This is a genomic window from Virgibacillus sp. LDC1 (genome assembly GCF_025792345.1).
GTDB classification, from domain to species: domain Bacteria; phylum Bacillota; class Bacilli; order Paenibacillales; family Paenibacillaceae; genus Paenibacillus_AQ; species Paenibacillus_AQ lautus.
In genome coordinates, this window is record NZ_JAOXLZ010000008.1 from 101,381 (window position 1) to 119,657 (window position 18,277).

Annotated in this window: 13 protein-coding genes; 3 read left to right on the plus strand and 10 right to left on the minus strand. The window is 50.3% G+C overall.

Annotation, left to right across the window (positions count from 1 at the left end):
- Positions 1–68: 68 nt before the first annotated feature.
- The 5 genes from OHJ21_RS31240 to yicI form a co-directional block, all read right to left on the minus strand.
- On the minus strand, positions 69–977 hold the full coding sequence (locus OHJ21_RS31240) for a carbohydrate ABC transporter permease (protein WP_100541445.1): 909 nt from the start codon (positions 975–977) through the stop codon (positions 69–71).
- Between the two features lie 15 nt (positions 978–992).
- The gene (locus tag OHJ21_RS31245) at positions 993–1,955 is read right to left on the minus strand and encodes an ABC transporter permease (protein ID WP_486022192.1); all 963 of its coding nucleotides are present in this window, start codon (positions 1,953–1,955) and stop codon (positions 993–995) included.
- A 586-nt stretch (positions 1,956–2,541) separates the two neighbouring features.
- Positions 2,542–4,098 carry a response regulator transcription factor gene (locus tag OHJ21_RS31250; RefSeq protein WP_326119741.1) on the minus strand — a complete coding sequence of 519 codons (1,557 nt, stop codon included), beginning with the start codon at positions 4,096–4,098 and terminating at the stop codon, positions 2,542–2,544.
- A complete protein-coding gene (locus tag OHJ21_RS31255; RefSeq protein WP_326115720.1) occupies positions 4,073–5,881 on the minus strand; it encodes a cache domain-containing sensor histidine kinase in 1,809 nt (602 codons plus the stop codon). Before OHJ21_RS31255 ends, OHJ21_RS31250 begins: the two co-directional genes overlap by 26 nt.
- Positions 5,882–6,098: 217 nt before the next feature.
- Positions 6,099–8,426, minus strand: a complete 2,328-nt coding sequence (gene yicI, locus OHJ21_RS31260) for an alpha-xylosidase (RefSeq protein ID WP_486022194.1) — start codon at positions 8,424–8,426, stop codon at positions 6,099–6,101.
- 172 nt (positions 8,427–8,598) lie between these two features.
- Here yicI and OHJ21_RS31265 point away from each other — a divergent pair, with 172 nt between their 5' ends.
- On the plus strand, positions 8,599–9,477 hold the full coding sequence (locus OHJ21_RS31265; RefSeq protein WP_100541440.1) for a helix-turn-helix transcriptional regulator: 879 nt from the start codon (positions 8,599–8,601) through the stop codon (positions 9,475–9,477).
- On the opposite strand, the gene OHJ21_RS31270 is transcribed toward OHJ21_RS31265, so the two are convergent.
- Both OHJ21_RS31270 and OHJ21_RS31275 read right to left on the minus strand, forming a co-directional pair.
- Positions 9,472–10,854 (minus strand): glycosyl hydrolase family 18 protein, encoded by a 1,383-nt coding sequence (locus tag OHJ21_RS31270; RefSeq protein ID WP_486022196.1) that lies wholly within the window; start codon positions 10,852–10,854, stop codon positions 9,472–9,474. The genes OHJ21_RS31265 and OHJ21_RS31270 overlap by 6 nt on opposite strands.
- A gap of 340 nt (positions 10,855–11,194) precedes the next feature.
- Positions 11,195–11,950, minus strand: coding sequence for a YqcI/YcgG family protein (locus OHJ21_RS31275; RefSeq protein WP_100541438.1), 756 nt, complete (start codon positions 11,948–11,950; stop codon positions 11,195–11,197).
- Positions 11,951–12,134: 184 nt separating this feature from the next.
- Here OHJ21_RS31275 and rnjA point away from each other — a divergent pair, with 184 nt between their 5' ends.
- Positions 12,135–13,853, plus strand: a complete 1,719-nt coding sequence (rnjA, locus tag OHJ21_RS31280; RefSeq protein WP_100541437.1) for a ribonuclease J1 — start codon at positions 12,135–12,137, stop codon at positions 13,851–13,853.
- A gap of 164 nt (positions 13,854–14,017) precedes the next feature.
- Here rnjA and OHJ21_RS31285 read toward each other — a convergent pair whose 3' ends face one another.
- Together OHJ21_RS31285 and OHJ21_RS31290 are read right to left on the minus strand one after the other, a co-directional pair.
- Positions 14,018–15,241, minus strand: coding sequence for an MFS transporter (locus OHJ21_RS31285; RefSeq protein ID WP_486022198.1), 1,224 nt, complete (start codon positions 15,239–15,241; stop codon positions 14,018–14,020).
- A gap of 61 nt (positions 15,242–15,302) precedes the next feature.
- On the minus strand, positions 15,303–16,379 hold the full coding sequence (locus OHJ21_RS31290; RefSeq protein ID WP_326119736.1) for an ATP-binding protein: 1,077 nt from the start codon (positions 16,377–16,379) through the stop codon (positions 15,303–15,305).
- 306 nt (positions 16,380–16,685) lie between these two features.
- Between OHJ21_RS31290 and OHJ21_RS31295 the strand changes: the two genes are divergently transcribed.
- Positions 16,686–17,306: a hypothetical protein gene (locus OHJ21_RS31295; RefSeq protein WP_098749017.1), complete on the plus strand. Its 621-nt coding sequence runs from the start codon at positions 16,686–16,688 to the stop codon at positions 17,304–17,306.
- A gap of 125 nt (positions 17,307–17,431) precedes the next feature.
- On the opposite strand, the gene OHJ21_RS31300 is transcribed toward OHJ21_RS31295, so the two are convergent.
- A complete protein-coding gene (locus tag OHJ21_RS31300) occupies positions 17,432–18,094 on the minus strand; it encodes a YqaA family protein (RefSeq protein WP_100541435.1) in 663 nt (220 codons plus the stop codon).
- Positions 18,095–18,277 lie beyond the last annotated feature (183 nt).

An 18,277-nucleotide genomic window follows, 5' to 3' on the forward strand; every position in this document is an offset into this window, starting at 1 on the left:
CCCCTAAATCGATTTTTAATCATTTATCGTATAACAGGACGCAATGCCTGCTGATACCGTACATATGCTTAGCTTTTTACCGCTCCAAGCGTCATGCCCTTCACAAAATACCGCTGCAGGAACGGATAGACGAGCAATATTGGAACCGTTACCACAATCGTGATTGCCATTTTGATCGACTCCGGCGACACCTGCTTCACGATCTCGGCCATATTCTGGCCGGACATCATGCCGCTGGTTTGTCCCTGGGTGCTCTGCAGCACCTTCATCAGCTCGAATTGGAGCGTGGTGAGATGGGGGGCGTTACCGTTGTAGAGATACGTATCAAGCCAAGAGTTCCATTGCCCGACGGCCAGGAACAAGGCGATGGTAGCCAAGACGGGCTTACAGAGCGGAAGAATGATTTTGTAATAGATCGTAAAATCGTTGGCCCCGTCAAGCTTTGCCGATTCCTGCAGCGAGTACGGCAGGCCGTCGATGAAAGACCGGATGACGAATACGTTAAACGCGCTCACCATGCCCGGAATGATGTAGACCAGAAACGAATTCATCATGTTCAGGTCGCGGATCAGGATGAACACCGGAATCATTCCGCCGGAGAAATACATCGTCAGCGCAAGAAAGGTCGACATGAACTTTCTTCCCTGAAAGTCTACCCTGCTGAGGACGTAGCCCAGCATCGTGCCGCTTAGCAAGCCCAGAAAGGTCCCTGCAAGCGTACGGAGAATCGTGTTTTTGGCCCCGGTGACCAAGCCGTCGTATTTAAAAATCTGCACATAGTTCTCCAGCGTGAACTCCCGCGGCCAGATGTAAATTCCCCCGCGCACCGTATCGACGGAATCGTTCAGCGATATCGCCAGAACGTTCAGGAACGGGTAGAGTGTGACAATCATGACCAGTGCCATGATGGTAAAATTCGCGATATCAAACACCCGATCGGAGAGCGAGGGCTTGAATGCTGCTTTGGTTCGTGCCATGCTGTTTCCCTCCCCTTACATAATCGATTGCTTCGTGAATTTTTTGAACAAGCCGTTGGCAAGCAGCAGCAGGATGATGCTCACGACGGAGTTGAACATTCCGATGGCCGTACCGAATGAGAAACGTCCCATGCCAAGACCATAATTCAGTGCATACAGGTCCAGCACCTCGGAATAATCCACCACCAGCGGATTCCCCAGCAGGAACTGCTTCTCGAAACCGATGCTGATCAGATGACCGATGGACATGATCAGCAGGATAGCAATCGTAGGGGCGATGCTCGGCAGCGTAATATGCCATATTTGGCGAATCCGGCTTGCGCCGTCAACCTTGGCCGCTTCGAATTGCTCCTGATCAATCCCTGAGATCGCTGCCAAATAAATGATCGCGCTCCAGCCCATTTCCTTCCATATATCGGAGCCCGTTACGATGTACCAGAACAGGTTCCCCTGAGCCATAAACTGTATCGGCTGATCAATGAACCCCAGCCACATCAGCAGCTGATTGACAGCGCCTCCATCTGTAGACAGCATTTTGGTCACAATACCGGCAACCACGACCCAGGACACAAAATGCGGCAGATAAGATATCGTCTGTACGGTCTTCTTGAATACGCTTCCACGAAGCTCATTCAACAAGACTGCGAATAGGATCGGAATCGTGAATCCAACGATCAATCCCATGAAACTCATGGCGAGTGTATTTCGCAACACCAGATAAAACTTATCGTCCGCGAAAAGTGCTGCGAAATGGTCCAGGCCCACCCATTTTTGCTCGAATATTCCTTTGCCCGGCTTGTAATTCTGGAATGCCATCAGCCAGCCCCACACCGGCAAATAACTGAAGATGAATACAATGACGATGAATGGTAGCGACATTCCGTACAGTACTTTCTGCTCTTTGAAAGTGGTCCAAAAGCCTTTCTTTTTCTTTGCGGCAGGTTGGATGCTGCTTTCCGTCTTTGTTACCGCTTTCAAACCAACCCCTCCTCTCTTGTATATCCTGATGATAAACCAAGCTGCGGCGGGGAAGTACCCGAAGGATTGGCTTAAAAATCATATAAAAATTAGACATTAACTGCGGGAGAGAAAATGCAGAAGACCTTTATGCCGCTCTGTGTCCGGATCGTATCTCCGATCGCTGTTAAACCCGGGAAACTTCGGATGATATGGTGAGGTGGTTTCCCGGCTTTAAAGGCCACCGCTGTCGCTTCTCCGATACGATTCCGGCCCCTCCGCTCTATGCTTCGCAGCATTTGGCTCCCCCGATAATGCCTTGGGGGAGGACAGGGAAAACAAAAAGACGCGTACCTTAGTCGCGTCTGAAAGGGCACGATATGAAAGTACTTATGCTTAGTCTGGTTGTAGGTGAGAGTGATGAGGCGTGCAAATATTAACCATTTAGAATACGGCATCAGACGGCGCGGAGCTGCTTGAAGCCTATTTGTCGTGCGCCATCTCCCGCGGTTCCTCATGCAATGCTCTGGTCACAATGGGCTGTATAACCTCGGTGCCGCATCCGGGCTCGGTCTCGTTGTGCGAATCAGCGTTACGGTATGGCCTGTTACAGGTCCAGCTCCTTGCGGAAATTGGATGGTGAGGTACCGACGTACTTTTTGAATTTGCTATGAAAATAGTCGACGTTCGTATAACCGACCTTCTCCGCGACCTGATACACCTTCATGCCCTGCTTCAGAAAATCCTTGGCTTTGTTGATCCGGACCTTGTCGAGGTACGTATTGAAGTATTCTCCGGTTGTATTCTTGAACATCTTCCCCAGGTAGGCACTGTTGTAATTAAATACGGAGGCCAGTGTTTCCAGTTTAAGATTCTCATTGTAATTGCGCTGAATCAGATCCATGATCCGCTTCATCTCCTGATCCCGTCCGCCATTGCCCGCCTGCCAGATGAGCTCCTCCAGGAATTGGGACGAATGGCGGCACAGATCATGGGCCGTGCGCTGGCGAAATATCGCGGCAATCCGATCCGAATATTCCTTCGTGCGGGACTGCAGCTCCGGTTGATGTTGTATCAGCTTGTTGTGCACGCCAGTGAGAAGTTCCACGAACGCACCCTTCATTCTCTCCTCCGTATACTCCTCATTCACCATGGCATACGCAGCAGCATGCAGCAGCTTCCGCTGCACCTCGACATTACCTACATCCACGGCGTAATAGAGCTGCTCCATCAGCTGCTCCGGATCATAAGGCTGCCGATCTTCATCCGCGATGTCACCGGCAAACCGCTTGGATTCAGGGAATAACAACTCACCGGGAGCATAGAAGAAGCGTTCGCGAATCCGTTCCTTCGCACAACGGTACGAATCGGCTACATCCTCCAGACGGTGAACCTGACGTCCCAATGAGGCCGTAATTGCCGTGCCAGCCTGACTTGCGGCTTCCTCCACCGTCTGCAGCAATTCCTTTCGTCCTCCTGCCGTCAATACCGGCGTCGGCATTAGAACGCCGAGTAGTCCATGCATGGAAAAGACCGTGCCGCGCCCGTTCTCTTCAAAAGCTTCGATCAGCTGGTTTTTCAACCGGTCGTCGGCTCCTTCACCGGATTCATCGTAGCCGTTATTATGAATAATCAGCACTTGGTAATGGTTCCATAACAGTCCTGACCGCTCGGCGATATGCCGTAAAGCCGCTGGATCGAGCTTACTCTCCGGATTGAACCATGTCTGAATGAACTGCTCGCGGCTCATATCGGAAGCTGCCCTATTCAATGCCTTCCTTTCCTGTTCCTGCTCGATGGCATCTTTAATCTGAAGCAAATACTTGCTCAGCTCGTCCTCATCCACCGGTTTCAAAAGGTATCCGTCCACGCGATGCGAAATCGCCCGCTTGGCATAATCAAAATCGGCATATCCGCTCAGGATCAGCAGATGAATCTCAGAATCCAGGTTCCGAATGGCTTCGATCAGCTGCAATCCGTCCATTCCTGGCATCCGAATATCAATCAGCATCAAGTCAGGGGCGTACATCCCGTGCTTCTCCAACGCTTCGCTCCCGTTGGCTGCGGTGCCTACAACCTGAAACCCAAGCTCAGTCCATGGCACGATGCTCTTCAGTCCTTCGCGCAGCTTGGGTTCGTCATCCACGATTAACACTTTCATCATCGCTCTCTCCTCCTGTCGGAATACTGAATTCAATGCGCGTTCCAATCCCCGGTTCGCTATAAATGATCAGACCCGCTTCAGGGCCGTAGGTAAGCTGCAGACGGACATGAACATTCCGGAGCCCGATCCGTCCTCCGTCCTTCTCGTCGGTATCGTTCAAATAACCATAGATCATCCGCAGCCGCTCCAAGGTTATACCCGCTCCATTATCCTCGGTTATGACGTGCAGTTTCCCTTCGCTGGCCGTGACCCTCACCCTGATGAAAGTTCCCTCTTCCTTGTGATCCATCCCATGTATGACCGCATTCTCCACAAGCGGCTGTATGATCAGCGGCGGGATTCTTACCCGATCGGCTTCGGGCTCGACCAGAAGCTCATATTTCAGACGATCCTCATAGCGGAACTTTTGAATATCCAGATAACACTGCACCATCTCGATCTCGTCTTTTATCGTTGTTTTTCCGCTGCCTATCTCGAGATTGCTTCGCATCATTTTACCGAGCAGCCGTACAATCCGGGCAATTTCATCCTCACCCTTGAGATGCGCCTCCATACGAATAGACTCTAAGGCATTAAATAAAAAGTGCGGATTGATCTGACTGGCCATCATTTTGAATTTAATTTCATTCTGCTTCTGCTCCATTAACCGTTTCTGTTCATTGGACTCCTGCACTTCGTTCATTAGGTCGTTAATATTACCCACCATGGAGTTAAATTGGCGGGATAGCTGCCCGATCTCATCCTTGCCGTCAATTTCCATGGCAACCCCGAGGTTGCCTGTACCAACCTTCGTAATATGCTTGCTAAGGCGCAGCAGCCGGTTCGAAATCAATGAAGAAAAGCTGTAGATCAGAAGAACGGCCAGCAGCAGACTAATGATGATGACCGTCATCGCCAGTTTGCTGATCCGGTTGGCGTCCGCCACGATGCTATCAATCGAAAATATGGAAATAATGCGCAGGCCGTTAACCCCGGATTCCGTATTCAACGGTTCAATCAGCACCTTGGAGGCTTCATCATGGATGACCGATTCATAACTTCCGCTCGCATGGTATACAACCCCGCTGGTATCTTGAATCTCGGCTAGCGTTTTCCCGTACAACTCCGGACGGTTAGCGGCAACAATATTGTTATTGCTGTCCACAATAATGGTGTCGAACATTTCTTGGCTGAGAATCGTGTTCAGCATGCCCGTATTGACATTGATGACAAGTACGCCGCGGTTGTCCTTGCTTCCAAGATCAACCCCCTTGATTAAGCTGAGGTACACCTTCTGATCACGTTCATCCGTAATATAGTCCCAGTAGATGACGCCGATATCATCCTCGGCTCGCTGATACCATTCCGTTTTCTTAATCTCATCCTCGGGATAAAGGAACTCCCAATTGTTCAGCATGGTGGGGTTATCGCTGTAGAAACGGATATTCGATATTTCCTTATACATCCGTATCGCCTGCTGTAAGTCGGGGTACTCCCTGTAAGCCACAAACACGTCGTATACGCTTTCATATTGCTGGCTAGCAAGATTTCTCAGACGCTCGTCGTAGGATAGCCGGTAGGATAAATCGTCTGCCACGTTGATGACTTCGGTTGACCTTTTCTTGACCCGGTCCACGTTCTGGTAAGCCTGCTCCAACGCATTGTTGAAAGCAAATTTGCGGAGCTCGCCCGTAAGGAATATCCCCACGATGGCTACCGGCACAAAGACCACGACCACAAAAGACAATATCAATTTGTTGCGGATTTTCATGTCATTCACAAGTTGAATGAAATAAGATAACATCGGACCGTCTTCGCTCCTGTCCTTTAATCTTCGGCAGTCTTTAAAAGAAAACGGTTACAACCATTCGTGAATAAACCTGCCGCAGGCCTATTATATCAGCATTGCCGTTTGTTCAAGGCCAGCTAAAATATGGAAGAAGCCCGATTCCAGCATAAGGCTGGTCCGGGCTCATCTTCGCTATGCTTTTTTCCTTTTATCCAACAGGCTTTTCCAGGGCTTACCCTTCCAGAGTTGCCGTGAAGGTCACCGCTTGTTGTCCGGCCTCCACTTGAACGCTACCTTCTTGCAGGCTCGCTCCCGAGCCCTCCACAGATGAAATGACTCCCGTGTCATAGAGCTTCACGGAAAATGGCTTGCCGCTGCCTTCCACCGTAAAGTCGATCCGGCTGCCTGCACGTACAGCCCGCACAACCAGCTCGCTCTCCCCGTTCATGTTGCGAACGGTGACCGTAGCCGCGCTGCCGTCTTCCAATGCATACAAGCCAAGCTCAACCCCGTCTGCATAGTCATATTCCGGACGGGTGTCGTTTGCGCCCATGGCGAGGAACGAGTTGCTGCGTACAAACAACGGCAGCCCGAGGAAATCGTACGTTTCCTTGCGCCAGGTTCCGCCATCCACCGTTTCTCCGGTTAACAGATGCGTCCAGCGGCCCTTCGGCAGATAGTACTTCACGTCGCCGTTCTCGCTGAACACCGGTGCCACAAGCAGGGAATCTCCCAGCATGTACTGACGATCCAGCATTTCGACGGCCGGGTCTTCCGGGAATTCCAGGAACATGGCGCGCATGCTTGGCACCCCTTGCTCCGATGCCTGTACAGCGGTATGGAACAGATATGGCATCAGACGGCTCTTCAGCTTCGTGAAGAAGCGCGTAACGTCTACAGCCTCCTCGTCATAGGACCACGGCACCCGGTAAGAGCTGCTGCCGTGCAGACGGCTGTGGCTGGACAGCAAGCCAAATGCCAGCCAGCGTTTGAATACATGCGCCGGAGCCGTATTTTCGAAGCCGCCGATGTCATGGCTCCAGAAGCCGAATCCGCCGAGACCGAGGGACAAGCCGCCGCGCAGGCTCTCCGCCATCGATTCATAATCCGCATAGCAATCGCCGCCCCAGTGAACAGGGAACTGCTGCCCGCCTACGGTTGCAGAGCGTGCAAATACTGCCGCCTGATTCTTGCCGAATTTCTCCACCAGCACATCAAAGACCACTTTGTTATAGAGCTGAGTGTAATAATTGTGCATTTTATGCGGATCGGAGCCGTCAAAATAAACAACATCCGTCGGAATGCGTTCGCCGAAATCCGTCTTGAAGCTGTCGACGCCCATATCTGCCAGCTCGCGCAGGTACCCTGCATACCATTCGCACGCGTCCGGATTCGTGAAGTCCACCAGCGCCATACCCGGCTGCCACAGATTCCACTGCCACACATCGCCATTCGCTTTTTTCACCAGATAGCCCTTCTCACGGCCTTCCTCAAAGAGACGCGAGCGCTGCGCGATATACGGGTTGATCCACACGCAGATTTTCAAGCCTTTTTCTTTCAAACGCTTCAGCATGCCTTCAGGATCCGGGAACACCTCTTCATCCCATTGGAAGTCCGTCCAGTTGAGACCCTTCATCCAGAAGCAGTCAAAGTGGAACACTTCCAGCGGGATATCGCGTTCCAGCATGCCGTCAACAAAGGAGTTTACGGTTGCTTCGTCATACTGGGTTGTAAAAGAGGTCGAAAGCCACAATCCGAAGGTCCAAGCCGGCGGTAATGCCGGTTTGCCTGTCAGATTCGTGTATTTGTCCAGCACGCCTTTCGGATCAGGCCCATCAATAACAAAGTACTCCAGTGACTCGCCTGGCACGCTGAACTGCACCTTCTTCACTTTCTCCGAAGCCACTTCAAAGGATACGAGGTCCGGTTGGTTGACAAACACGCCATAGCCCTTGTTCGTCAGATAGAACGGAATATTTTTATAGGCTTGCTCGGAGCTTGTACCGCCATCCTGGTTCCAAATATCCACGACCTGGCCATTCTTCACAAACGAAGTGAACCGCTCGCCAAGACCGTATACCCACTCGCCTACGCCCAGATCCAGCTCTTCGCGCATGTAGGTCTGTCCGCCATCTTCCACGATATGCGCCATGGATTTAGCTCGGCTGCCGGTAATGCGTTCTTCTCCTCTATAGAAGTGAACCGACCATTCCGGACCTTTCTTGATCACAACGCTCAAATTGCCGCTGCGAAGAACCGCTTCCTGATCATTCTCTTCAATGACCGTATGGTCGCCTTCCTGTTTGTACAACTCGAATGCAGGTCCGCGATCTCTTACGCCCGCATAGTGAACCAGCTTTACGCCGATGACGCCGGGTGCCGGAGAATGAAATTGCACGGTGATCAGCTGTGCATTAATGGTTGCTCCTCTGCCCGGAATCGGGGCTGTGGAGGCGTAAGCTGTCAACGTATCTTCTTTTACCGCAAAATCATAAGCCTGAACCGCTCCCGAAACGGAATATCCTTCCCGGATAAGCCAGTTGCCGTCTGTAAATTTCATTTTTTAATCCGCCTTTCTATATTATGAAAATTGAACTTTAAGATGTAAGCGTTATAATATCATTATACTGATCTGTTTTAAGCTGATCTAACAGTATTCCATTGTTTTATAGCACAATTTTGATATATGACGACATCATTCAAGCGGTTATTCATTTCCCAGGAGGTACATCATGGATCAATCCTTTCGCCAGTCGTTAAAAGAAAGCACCGTCCACGGGAATGAACGCTTCCCGTTTGGTGCCTACTGGTATCAATTTGCCCCCGGTGCCCATGTGGTAGACTCCCATTGGCATAAGGAAGCGGAAATTTTCTATGTGATGGAAGGCGAGGTTCTGTTTCAGATCGACTCGGAATATATCCCTGTCCGGGCGGGTGAAGCCATATTTATCGATGGAGGAGATCTTCACACCGGTCACGCCCGGGGCGATCAAGGCTGCAGTTTCTGTGCGATGGTGTTCGATTTCGGCATGCTTGCAAGCAGCAGCTATGATCTTGTACAGGAAGGAATGATTGTTCCCTTTCAGGAGCGGAGAGCCACCTTTCCAAGATGGATGACGTTCGAGACCGATGAGCAGCTGCTTCAGCATATAAAGGAAATGACGCTGCTGTCGAAGCACAAACCTGCCGGTTATGAGGTCGCTATTAAGGGACATCTGTTCCTTATGTTGTTTCAGGCCGCATCCTCTGGCCGACTGGTCAACCGGAGCCGGAGCGAAGCAGCGGATATGGTGAAAACGGAGCGTTTGAAGAAAGTCATTCTCTACATTCAGAATCATTATCACCATCCCATCCGGCTGAGTGAGCTGGCTGATCTGATCCCGATGAGCGAAGGCCAGTTCTGCCGCTTCTTCAAATCGATGACCGGGCAAACGCCCGTGGACTATATAAATTCCTATCGCGTTCGCCAGGCGGCTGAGCTCCTTCGTCAGCCGGATAATAAAATATCCGACATCGCTCTCGATGTCGGATTTGGGCACATCAGTTATTTTGTTCGGGTCTTCCGTAAGATCATGGACTGCACGCCTTCGGAATATCGGAAAAAATTATAATTTCGGCAGACTTGGTATGGTCTGATTGCAATCTCCAGGAAGCGGCAGGTTTCGGCATACGTACTGGCCCGCGCTGTTCTCATTCGCTGCACCTGACGGGGCCGGCTGATGAACCCGTTGTTTCCAGAGCTGCCACAGCATGAATCCATCCTTAGCCCTTCCCTTATTCTTAATATAGTTCACCATCGTTTCTACATTATAATAGGGCGTTGCGATATTATTCTGACCGTTCATCATGTCGGCATCGTAGACCGTGCCCGGTGCGGCATTCAGCTGCAGGACCGCACCGCCGGATCCCTCCGGCGCAATCTGCATGCCCATGTTGATAGGTCCGTTGTATATCGCCTTATACGATTCATAGCCTTCACGCGGATCGTAATAAATACCGCCATCGTAGGACATCAGATTGATGAAGTTGATCTTGCTGCCAAGGTCCTTGACTACGCGGTACATGGTACCTCCGAAAGGTGATCCCCATTGGACCTTGCCCTCCTCAAACGGCGTTCCTTTCACGTAATAAGCGCCCGTGGACCAGCCGGCGATGGAAATCTGCAGATTCGCGTTTCTTGCATGGATTTCATTATAGAGACTCGTAATAATCCCGGCGATCTCTCCATCCTTGGTGCAGCTGAACTGGGCGGCTGTCCCTTTGTTGCAGCTGCTGCCGCTGGATTCCCAGTCAATGTCGACTCCGGCAGCGCCTAGATCAAGAGCCAAATCCACAATGTTCTTGGCATTGAATCTGGACCACTGTGAACCTTGACTGTATGACCAGCCTCCTACCGATAGGAACGCTTTCGTTCCGCGGGCTCTGAGAGATGCGATGTGGTTACGCAGATCCTGAGACTGCTGAGCTGTAAATGTACGCTGCCCGTTCGGTGTCGTCGCCCCTTCCACAAATTCCAAGCCCGCAACGGCTTGATCAAACGCATAGGACCCTTGGGTATAGGTGGTGTCCGGCCTTACGAATGCAAGATTGAGATGGGTGATGTAATTGGGAATGTTGGCGGTAGTCAGATCGTAAATACTGGTGTTCCAAGAGCTCGCGTAAGCGACATACATACGGTCACCAGGCAGCGGAGGGTCTACAGGAGGGTCTACTGGTGGATCCACCGGGGGATCGACGGGCGGTGTCCCGGGATTGCATGCTCCAAGGTCCTCCCATACCCCCCATTGTCCTGTCGTTCCAGGCTCCTCGCCCTGCGTCCACCATTTCGCTTTCCAGGCATGACCGTTATGGGATACCATATTGCCCCCGCCATATACGGCGGAACTGCTCCAAGCGGGTTCCGCACAAACCTCAGCGGCTTGAGACTTGTACACAGGGAACATACTAAGCACCAGCACGGCGATGAATCCGAGAATCCATCCTCTCATCGTTCTGGACAACCTTGTCATTCATCAAACAACTCCTTCGCCAATTAATTTCGTTTATTAAAGCGGTTTCAAAGCTGGTGAAAGCTCCTTACCTTACACACCTCCTAACGCATACAGATGAAATGATATGACGTACTTTAAGTGTAACTTGGTAATTTTTTGTACAACAAGGATAAGATTTACTAATTCAGGGGCAAAATCCTATACCCTGGCCTATCCACGCTTCCACGCAAAAAAGGCTGCCACACTGCGGATTACCGCATTTGAGACAGCTCTTTAATAGAAAGCATGTTTAACCCTGACTCCGATTTAGGGTATGATGATAGCAACGTGTTATTTCTTATGATGGATTGATCTCTTTGTGCCGCCTTGCAAACGGACATTTCGATAGTGACTCCGTGTTATCCCGCAAAAAATATTGCTTCCATTCATAGTTATCCTCCGCCCCGTAGAACTTCAAGTCAGGGTGTGGTGGTACGGGATCATATTGGGCCAACCGCTGACGAATCAATCCCTTGGTGTGTTCTGCTTGCCTTGTTCGGGCATTGAACTGCTTCAGAACCCAACGAGGCGTAAAAGCAAGCATCATGTAGGGAAAGTATCTGCTCTGGCGAAGCTCATGTGCCGGTGTGCCGCAATAAACAAAATAAGGCTCGCCTGCAAAACAAAATTCCCACAGATGATCCGTCGGCTCCTCCGGCAGATCCGCCGGCCAAGGCTCCGTATCGTATTCGGTTGTCCGGCTTAACAGCTGCCAGAACAAACGCTCATAATACTCAACGCCTGCCAGGTTATCTCTGCTCGGCTCCGTATAGATCATGACGACAAGTGAAGTATAGGGCCCGAAGTTCCTGGAGCCGAGTCCGAACTCGCGCAGCAGAGCAGCCAGCTGTTCTGCCGCGGCCTGTGATTCGCCTTGATGGATAAAGCCGTATCTAAAATGATTCAGTGCATGTCCTTGCACTGCCGGAATACAGGGGAATTTGGCGTCACGGTCCGTCATTTTCTCGGTCAGCTTGGTTATCGCTTTCCGCTGCCATTCCGCCTGCAATCCATGGACAGCATCCATATCGTCCAACCTTAATAAACCGCTCATTACCAGTCCTCCTCTTCTACAGCATATAAGAGTGGGTAAAAATAGGTGACTGTCACGGGCGAAATGCACATGAATTTCGAAAAGCGTTTCCCAAAAGCTTGAACTTTCTGATATCTTAAGTAGAGAAGAAATTAAAATGACCAGGCTTATGCCTTAATTACCATAGAGAGGATTCTTTCACATTATGTCTAAACCCCTGCTAACAGATCAGATTCAAACGGCCAAACCCGCCAAAAAACCGAGGCCTTCCGCTCCACCCGTGCGCATTTTTGCGCTTGGGGGGCTTGGCGAGATCGGCAAGAACATGTACGGCGTGGAATTCAAAAATGAGATCATTATCATCGATGCCGGGCTGAAATTCCCGGATGCCGAAATGAGTGGCGTCGATTACATTATTCCGGACATTCGTTATTTACTGGATAACAAACATAAAGTAAAAGGTATGTTCCTGACCCATGGTCATGAAGATCATATTGGGGCTATTCCCTATGTGCTTCGTCAAATCCAGATGCCGATCTATGGCGGGGCGCTAACCATCGGTCTGGTTCGTGCGAAGCTGGAAGAGCACCGGCTGCTGGATCAGAGTGATCTGCGCGTATTCCATGAAGACGAAACGATTTCATTCCGTCATCTTTCCGTTCATTTCTTCAGAACCACCCACAGCATTCCGGATGCCTTCGGGGTCGTTGTGGAAACCCCGTACGGGCCGATCGTACATACCGGAGACTTTAAATTTGATTTTACGCCGGAGGACAAGCCCGCCAATTTGCATAAAATTCTGCATATCGGCGCCCGTGGCGTCCTGGCCTTGATGGCTGACAGCACCAATAGCGAGCGGGACGGGTTTACCCCTTCGGAACGTACCGTCGGCGATTCCATCCTGCGTCTGTTCCGGGAATGTCCCGGACGGATCCTGTTTGCCACCTTTGCATCGAATGTTCATCGTCTGCAGCAGGTTGTTGAAGCTGCCATCCGAACAGGCCGCAAAATCGCCATCGTCGGCCGCAGCATGGAGAAGGTGTTTGTGATCGGTCAGGAGCTTGGTTATATTCGCGTACCGGACGGCATGATGATTGATGTGAAAGCCGTTAACCGTTATCGCGACGACCAGGTTCTGATTATTTGTACAGGCAGCCAGGGTGAACCCAATGCAGCGCTGACACGCATCGCTTCGGGTGCCCATCGTTCGATCCAGATTCATCCGGAGGACACCGTTATTTTCTCGTCTTCGCCGATTCCTGGGAATACCCAGAACGTTAATCGCAGCATCGATCTCTTGATGCGGGCAGGAGCTGAAGTTAAATACGGTTCCATTCTCGATATCCATACGTCGGGACACGGCTGCCGCGAAGATTTGAAGCTTATGATCAGCAGTTTGCGTCCCAAATATTTTGTGCCGATCCACGGGGAATACCGAATGATGCTTAATCATCGTCACCTCGCCGTGCAGGTTGGGGTTTCCGACAGCAACGTTTATTTGATGAACATTGGGAATACGCTGTCCCTATTCCGCAACTATGCCCGTAAAGGGCGGAATATCCCCTCCGGAGACGTCTACATCAACAATGGAGAGCTGCGCACCCACGAGAAGGAATTGCTCGAGGAACGAGTACAGCTCGCTCACGATGGCGTTGTCATCGTTGCCATTACCATCAATCGCGAGACGCGCAAGCTGCTCTCAGGGCCGGAGCTGATTACCCGCGGATTTGTATATATGCAGGACTCCAAGCCTCTTCTACGCCGAGCTGAAGCGATGCTGCGCAAACAGCTGAACAAAGCCGGTGAACAGCGTGAATACAACCGCGCTGCCTGGGAACAGATGACAAACAACACACTCAACCGTTATTTTAAAAGGGAACTGGGCCGAAGCCCGTACATTATGCCTTCCATCATGGAAGTATAAGGCTTCGGTCACTTGAGCCTTAACTGTATCTCAACATAAAAAGGGTGGATCCAAGGTAATTTGAACCTTCGGATCCACCCTTTCTTCAGATATCAGAAAGTATACACTTCAGAGCATATCCTTTCCTGATGCAAAAAAACGTCATTTACACGCGGTCACCAGCCTTAGTCCGCGAGCTCCAGCCCTTTCGTTTCCTTGCCAAGCACCAGTACGCCAAGCGCACCGATTAGGATAGTCACGAAAAACATCACGAAAATAAATTCGATACGGGTGCCATTTTGCTTCAGCACACCGACGAGCAGCGGTGCAATAACGCCGCCGATCCGTCCGAACGACGTAGCAAGCCCTACCCCCGTTGAACGAACCTTCGTCGGATAAAGTTCCGGACTGTAGGCATATAAACCTCCCCATGCTCCCAGATTGAAGAATGACAAGGAAATGCCTGCTGCGAGCAGCGAACCTTCCGTATTGGCGTAACCAAACCAGATTGCGCTGAAGGCCGTAAGCACCAAATAGGTTACGAGAACGAATTTCCGCCCGAACTTTTCTATAAAGTACGCGGCCGTAAAATAGCCCGGCAACTGGGCAAGCGTCATAATCAGCACATACTGAAAGCTCCTGACCAAACTGAATCCTTTATCGACCATGACGGTCGGAAGCCACAGGAACATGCCGTAATACGAAAATACGACCGTGAACCAGAGCACCCACAGCATGATGCTCGTACGCCGATGTTCCACCGACCAGACCGAAGCCACTCGCTCCCCGAAGGTCAGCTTGCGGGCAGCCTTGGCTTTCTGCTCGATATACCTTGGCGAATCCTCGATGGCACGCCGCAGATAGAGCGCATAAAAAGCAGGCAGAGCCCCAATAACAAAGGCTGCCCGCCAGCCGTAATCCGGGATGACAAAATAGGCTATAAGCGCGGATAGTATCCAGCCTGCCGCCCAGAAGCTTTCCAGCAGCACAACCGCTCTTCCCCGTTCATGAACCGGCATGCTTTCCGATACCAGCGTGGATGCAACCGGAAGCTCTCCGCCAAGTCCGAAGCCGGCAATAAAGCGCATCAAACACAGCATGATAAAACCGGTAGCCAGCGCGGAAAGACCGCTCGCGATCGAGAATATGAGCAGCGTCCACAGCAGAATGTTTTTCCGTCCATATTTATCGGCCAGGAATCCAGCCATGGCCGCCCCGAATACCATTCCGATCGAGGTGGTACTTGTCAGAATACCTACCTGCTGCGAGCTCAACGACCATTCCGCTGCCAGTGCCGCAACAACAAACGAAATCATCCCGACATCCATCGCATCGAACATCCAGCTGGCACCCGCACTGAACAGCAGCTTGCGCCGCTTCGGCTCTTTTAACAATTGCATATTGCCCATATTGGCCGCCCCCTCTCCTATATCTTTCTATAATGTAGAGCGAACCATACGTCCGGTCAAGCTAGATTATGCTGAGCGGCAGGATTACCTTTATGGTCGTTCCCTCCTGAAGCTTGCTGGACACGTGAACCTGCCCCTTGTGGTCCTCGATCATTTTTTTACTGATCATGAATCCCAGGCCGTTCCCTTTCTCCTTCGTGGTAAAGAACGGTTCCCCGAGACGGGAGAGAATCGCTTCCGGAATCCCGCAGCCATTATCTGTGAAATAGATGGCCACGGTAGGGTCATCGCCTCTCTCCAGCCGAATGGTCAACTCCCCGCCGCCCGGCATGGATTCCACGGCATTTTTAATAAAGTTGATGAACACCTGCTTCAGATGATTCACATCCCCTTCTACATTCGCCTCTCGCTCTCCGAAATCCGTTATAATCTCGACGTTATGTATGATGGCCTGGGTATTTAATAGAGTAATTACTTGGTCCAGGAGCTGCCGGATATCGGCACGCTCGAATTTCACGCTTTGCGGCTTCGCCAAAAACAAAAGCTCACTTACGATTAGCTCGATCCTTTCGATCTCCGAAGAGATAATATCGAAATATTCATCCTTTCGGCCGGCGCCGGAGCGAATGAGCTGCACGAACCCTTTGATGGAGGTCATGGGGTTACGGATTTCATGGGCGATCCCTGCCGCGAGCTGACCGGCCATGGACAGCTTATCGGACTGGATCAGCCTCTCCTCTTCTTGATGGGCCGCCTTTTTCATGTCGGTAATATCCGTAAAATGCGCCACATAGCCCAGTGTTCTTCCTTCCCTGCTGCGTGCTGTGCTTAGCAAACAAGATACCCACCTGATATCGCCTTGTTTATGTATCAGTCTTTTCTCCAATTGCAAGGAAGCGGTCTTACCCGACTTTAGCTTCTTTAACCAATCTTTGTCCTTATTCACATCTTCCGGATAAATCCAATCGTAATAGGGATGGTGCAGACACTCTTCCGCCTCATACCCCAGCATGACGCAAGCAGCGGGATTAATTTTGATAATACTCCCCTCTGAATCGATGAATACCGTTCCAATCGGCGCTACTTCAATCGCTTGGACCATAAAATCATAGCTGAGACTTTCACTATTCATCATCATTTGGAGATCCTCCTGTCTTTCATTGTTCAATCGTTTTACCTATTTCGAGATATCGGATTGCTTCTCCTTTCCTCTCGCCTATTGAAAAATATAAATACAGCAAACCAAAGGATAATTTGGACATAGGGCGAATATATTGTGATGAGGTTTCTAATTTTTGGTGACAATCCCAGAGCTATTCTAGTGAAACTGAGAGAAAATGGTTTTTTTTGACTTGAACGCTATGGCTTTTTCGTTTATTGTGAAAGAAAGCAAGTCATTTACAATTGTTAGTCGTTAGGACCGTTAACAAAGGAGTTTGCGAGTATGTACACGGAACAAGATATTTGGATTGTGCTTACAGGCACGGGCACCTGGTTCAGCAGAATGATCCAATATTTCACGAAGGCCCCACTCAACCATGCATCCATCGCGTTTGATTCCGAATTACGCGAAGTGTACAGCTTTGGGCGAAAGAAGGCGAACAATCCGTTTGACGGCGGTTTGGTTCGCGAGAATCTCCGCGACCCCTTCTTCTACACTTCGGAATGCGCGGTATATCGCTTCCGCGTTAGTAATGAAGACTATCAACGCATGCACAACCTTGTCAAAGAGATGATGCGTGATCAGGACCGCTACAAATATAATCTGCTAGGGCTGCTGGGTATATTGTTTCGGATTCATATTGATCGTGACGATGCTTTTTTCTGCTCCCACTTTGTTGCTACGGTGCTGGAGCAAGCAGGCCTGCGGCCTGTGAACAAGCCTTGTCATCTTGTAACGCCGGAGGATTTCTCCCATTCATCGCAGTTGAATGAAGTCTACCGTGGACCTCTCCACGGGTATCTTGCACAAGACATGACATCCCCGCTATCCCCATCACCGACGTTTACTCCTGTGACAACGAAAGGCCGAGGCAAGTTTTTCAGATTCGGAAAAACGGGTTAATCCTGAAATATGTAGCTATCATATAAATATGTTTCTCTGATACCTTGGAAAAAAGCAGCCGGGCTCTCACCCGGCTGCTTTTTTATATGATCGTCGCGGGGGTAACCCCCACGTCAGGTTTAGCGTTAAGCCGATGGAGTCTGGTCCGACGTCTGCTCCAGTACCGTCTTTTCGACCACAACGGGGCTAGATTCACTCGTAGATTCAGCCAGCTTTTCCTGCTCCATTTTCTTACGCTTGCGTTTGCGGTTAAAGTACACACCGATCAACAGAAGCGGAACGGCAATCAGCGCAATATATAACGATACATCCTTAACCATGCCTTCTGCCGCGTTACCGTACAGATAAAACAAGGTACCTACAACATAAAATTTGGTAGCTCTGCCTATAGCGGCATATGCAAGAAGTCTCCATAACGGGAAGTTCAAACACCCCGATAGAATCGTGAACACCTTAAAGGGTACCGGCGTAAAAGAACCAATCAATATAGCGGCCTCGCCGTTTTTCTGAAACATGTTCGTAGCAGCGTCAATCCACTCTTTTTTCAAAATCTTGTATAGTACCGACTTCCCAAGCAGCTTTCCGATTAAATAACCCAGCGGCGTCCCCAGCAAGCACCCGATAAAGCCATACGTTGCGAGCCACAGCGCATCCTGCGGATGCATGATGCTAAGCGAAACCTGCAGAAAAAAGGCGGGAACCGGAAAAATTACAGCATCAGCAAACGAATGAATAAACAATCCCCATGGACCAAAATTTTTTAAAAATTCCAAAATGTCCTGAAACATGTCTCAACCCCTAAACATTTTCTTCCTTTTCTATCAGACCCTTTATAAAGTATAGCACATAATTATACTGGAAAGGACCTAAGCCGCTGTATCCCTTTCGGAAAAAACGCGTAGAACGAAGCATGCCTTTGCTCCTATACACTATATGCAGCGAGTTCGACTAACAACAAAAAAAACCTTTCT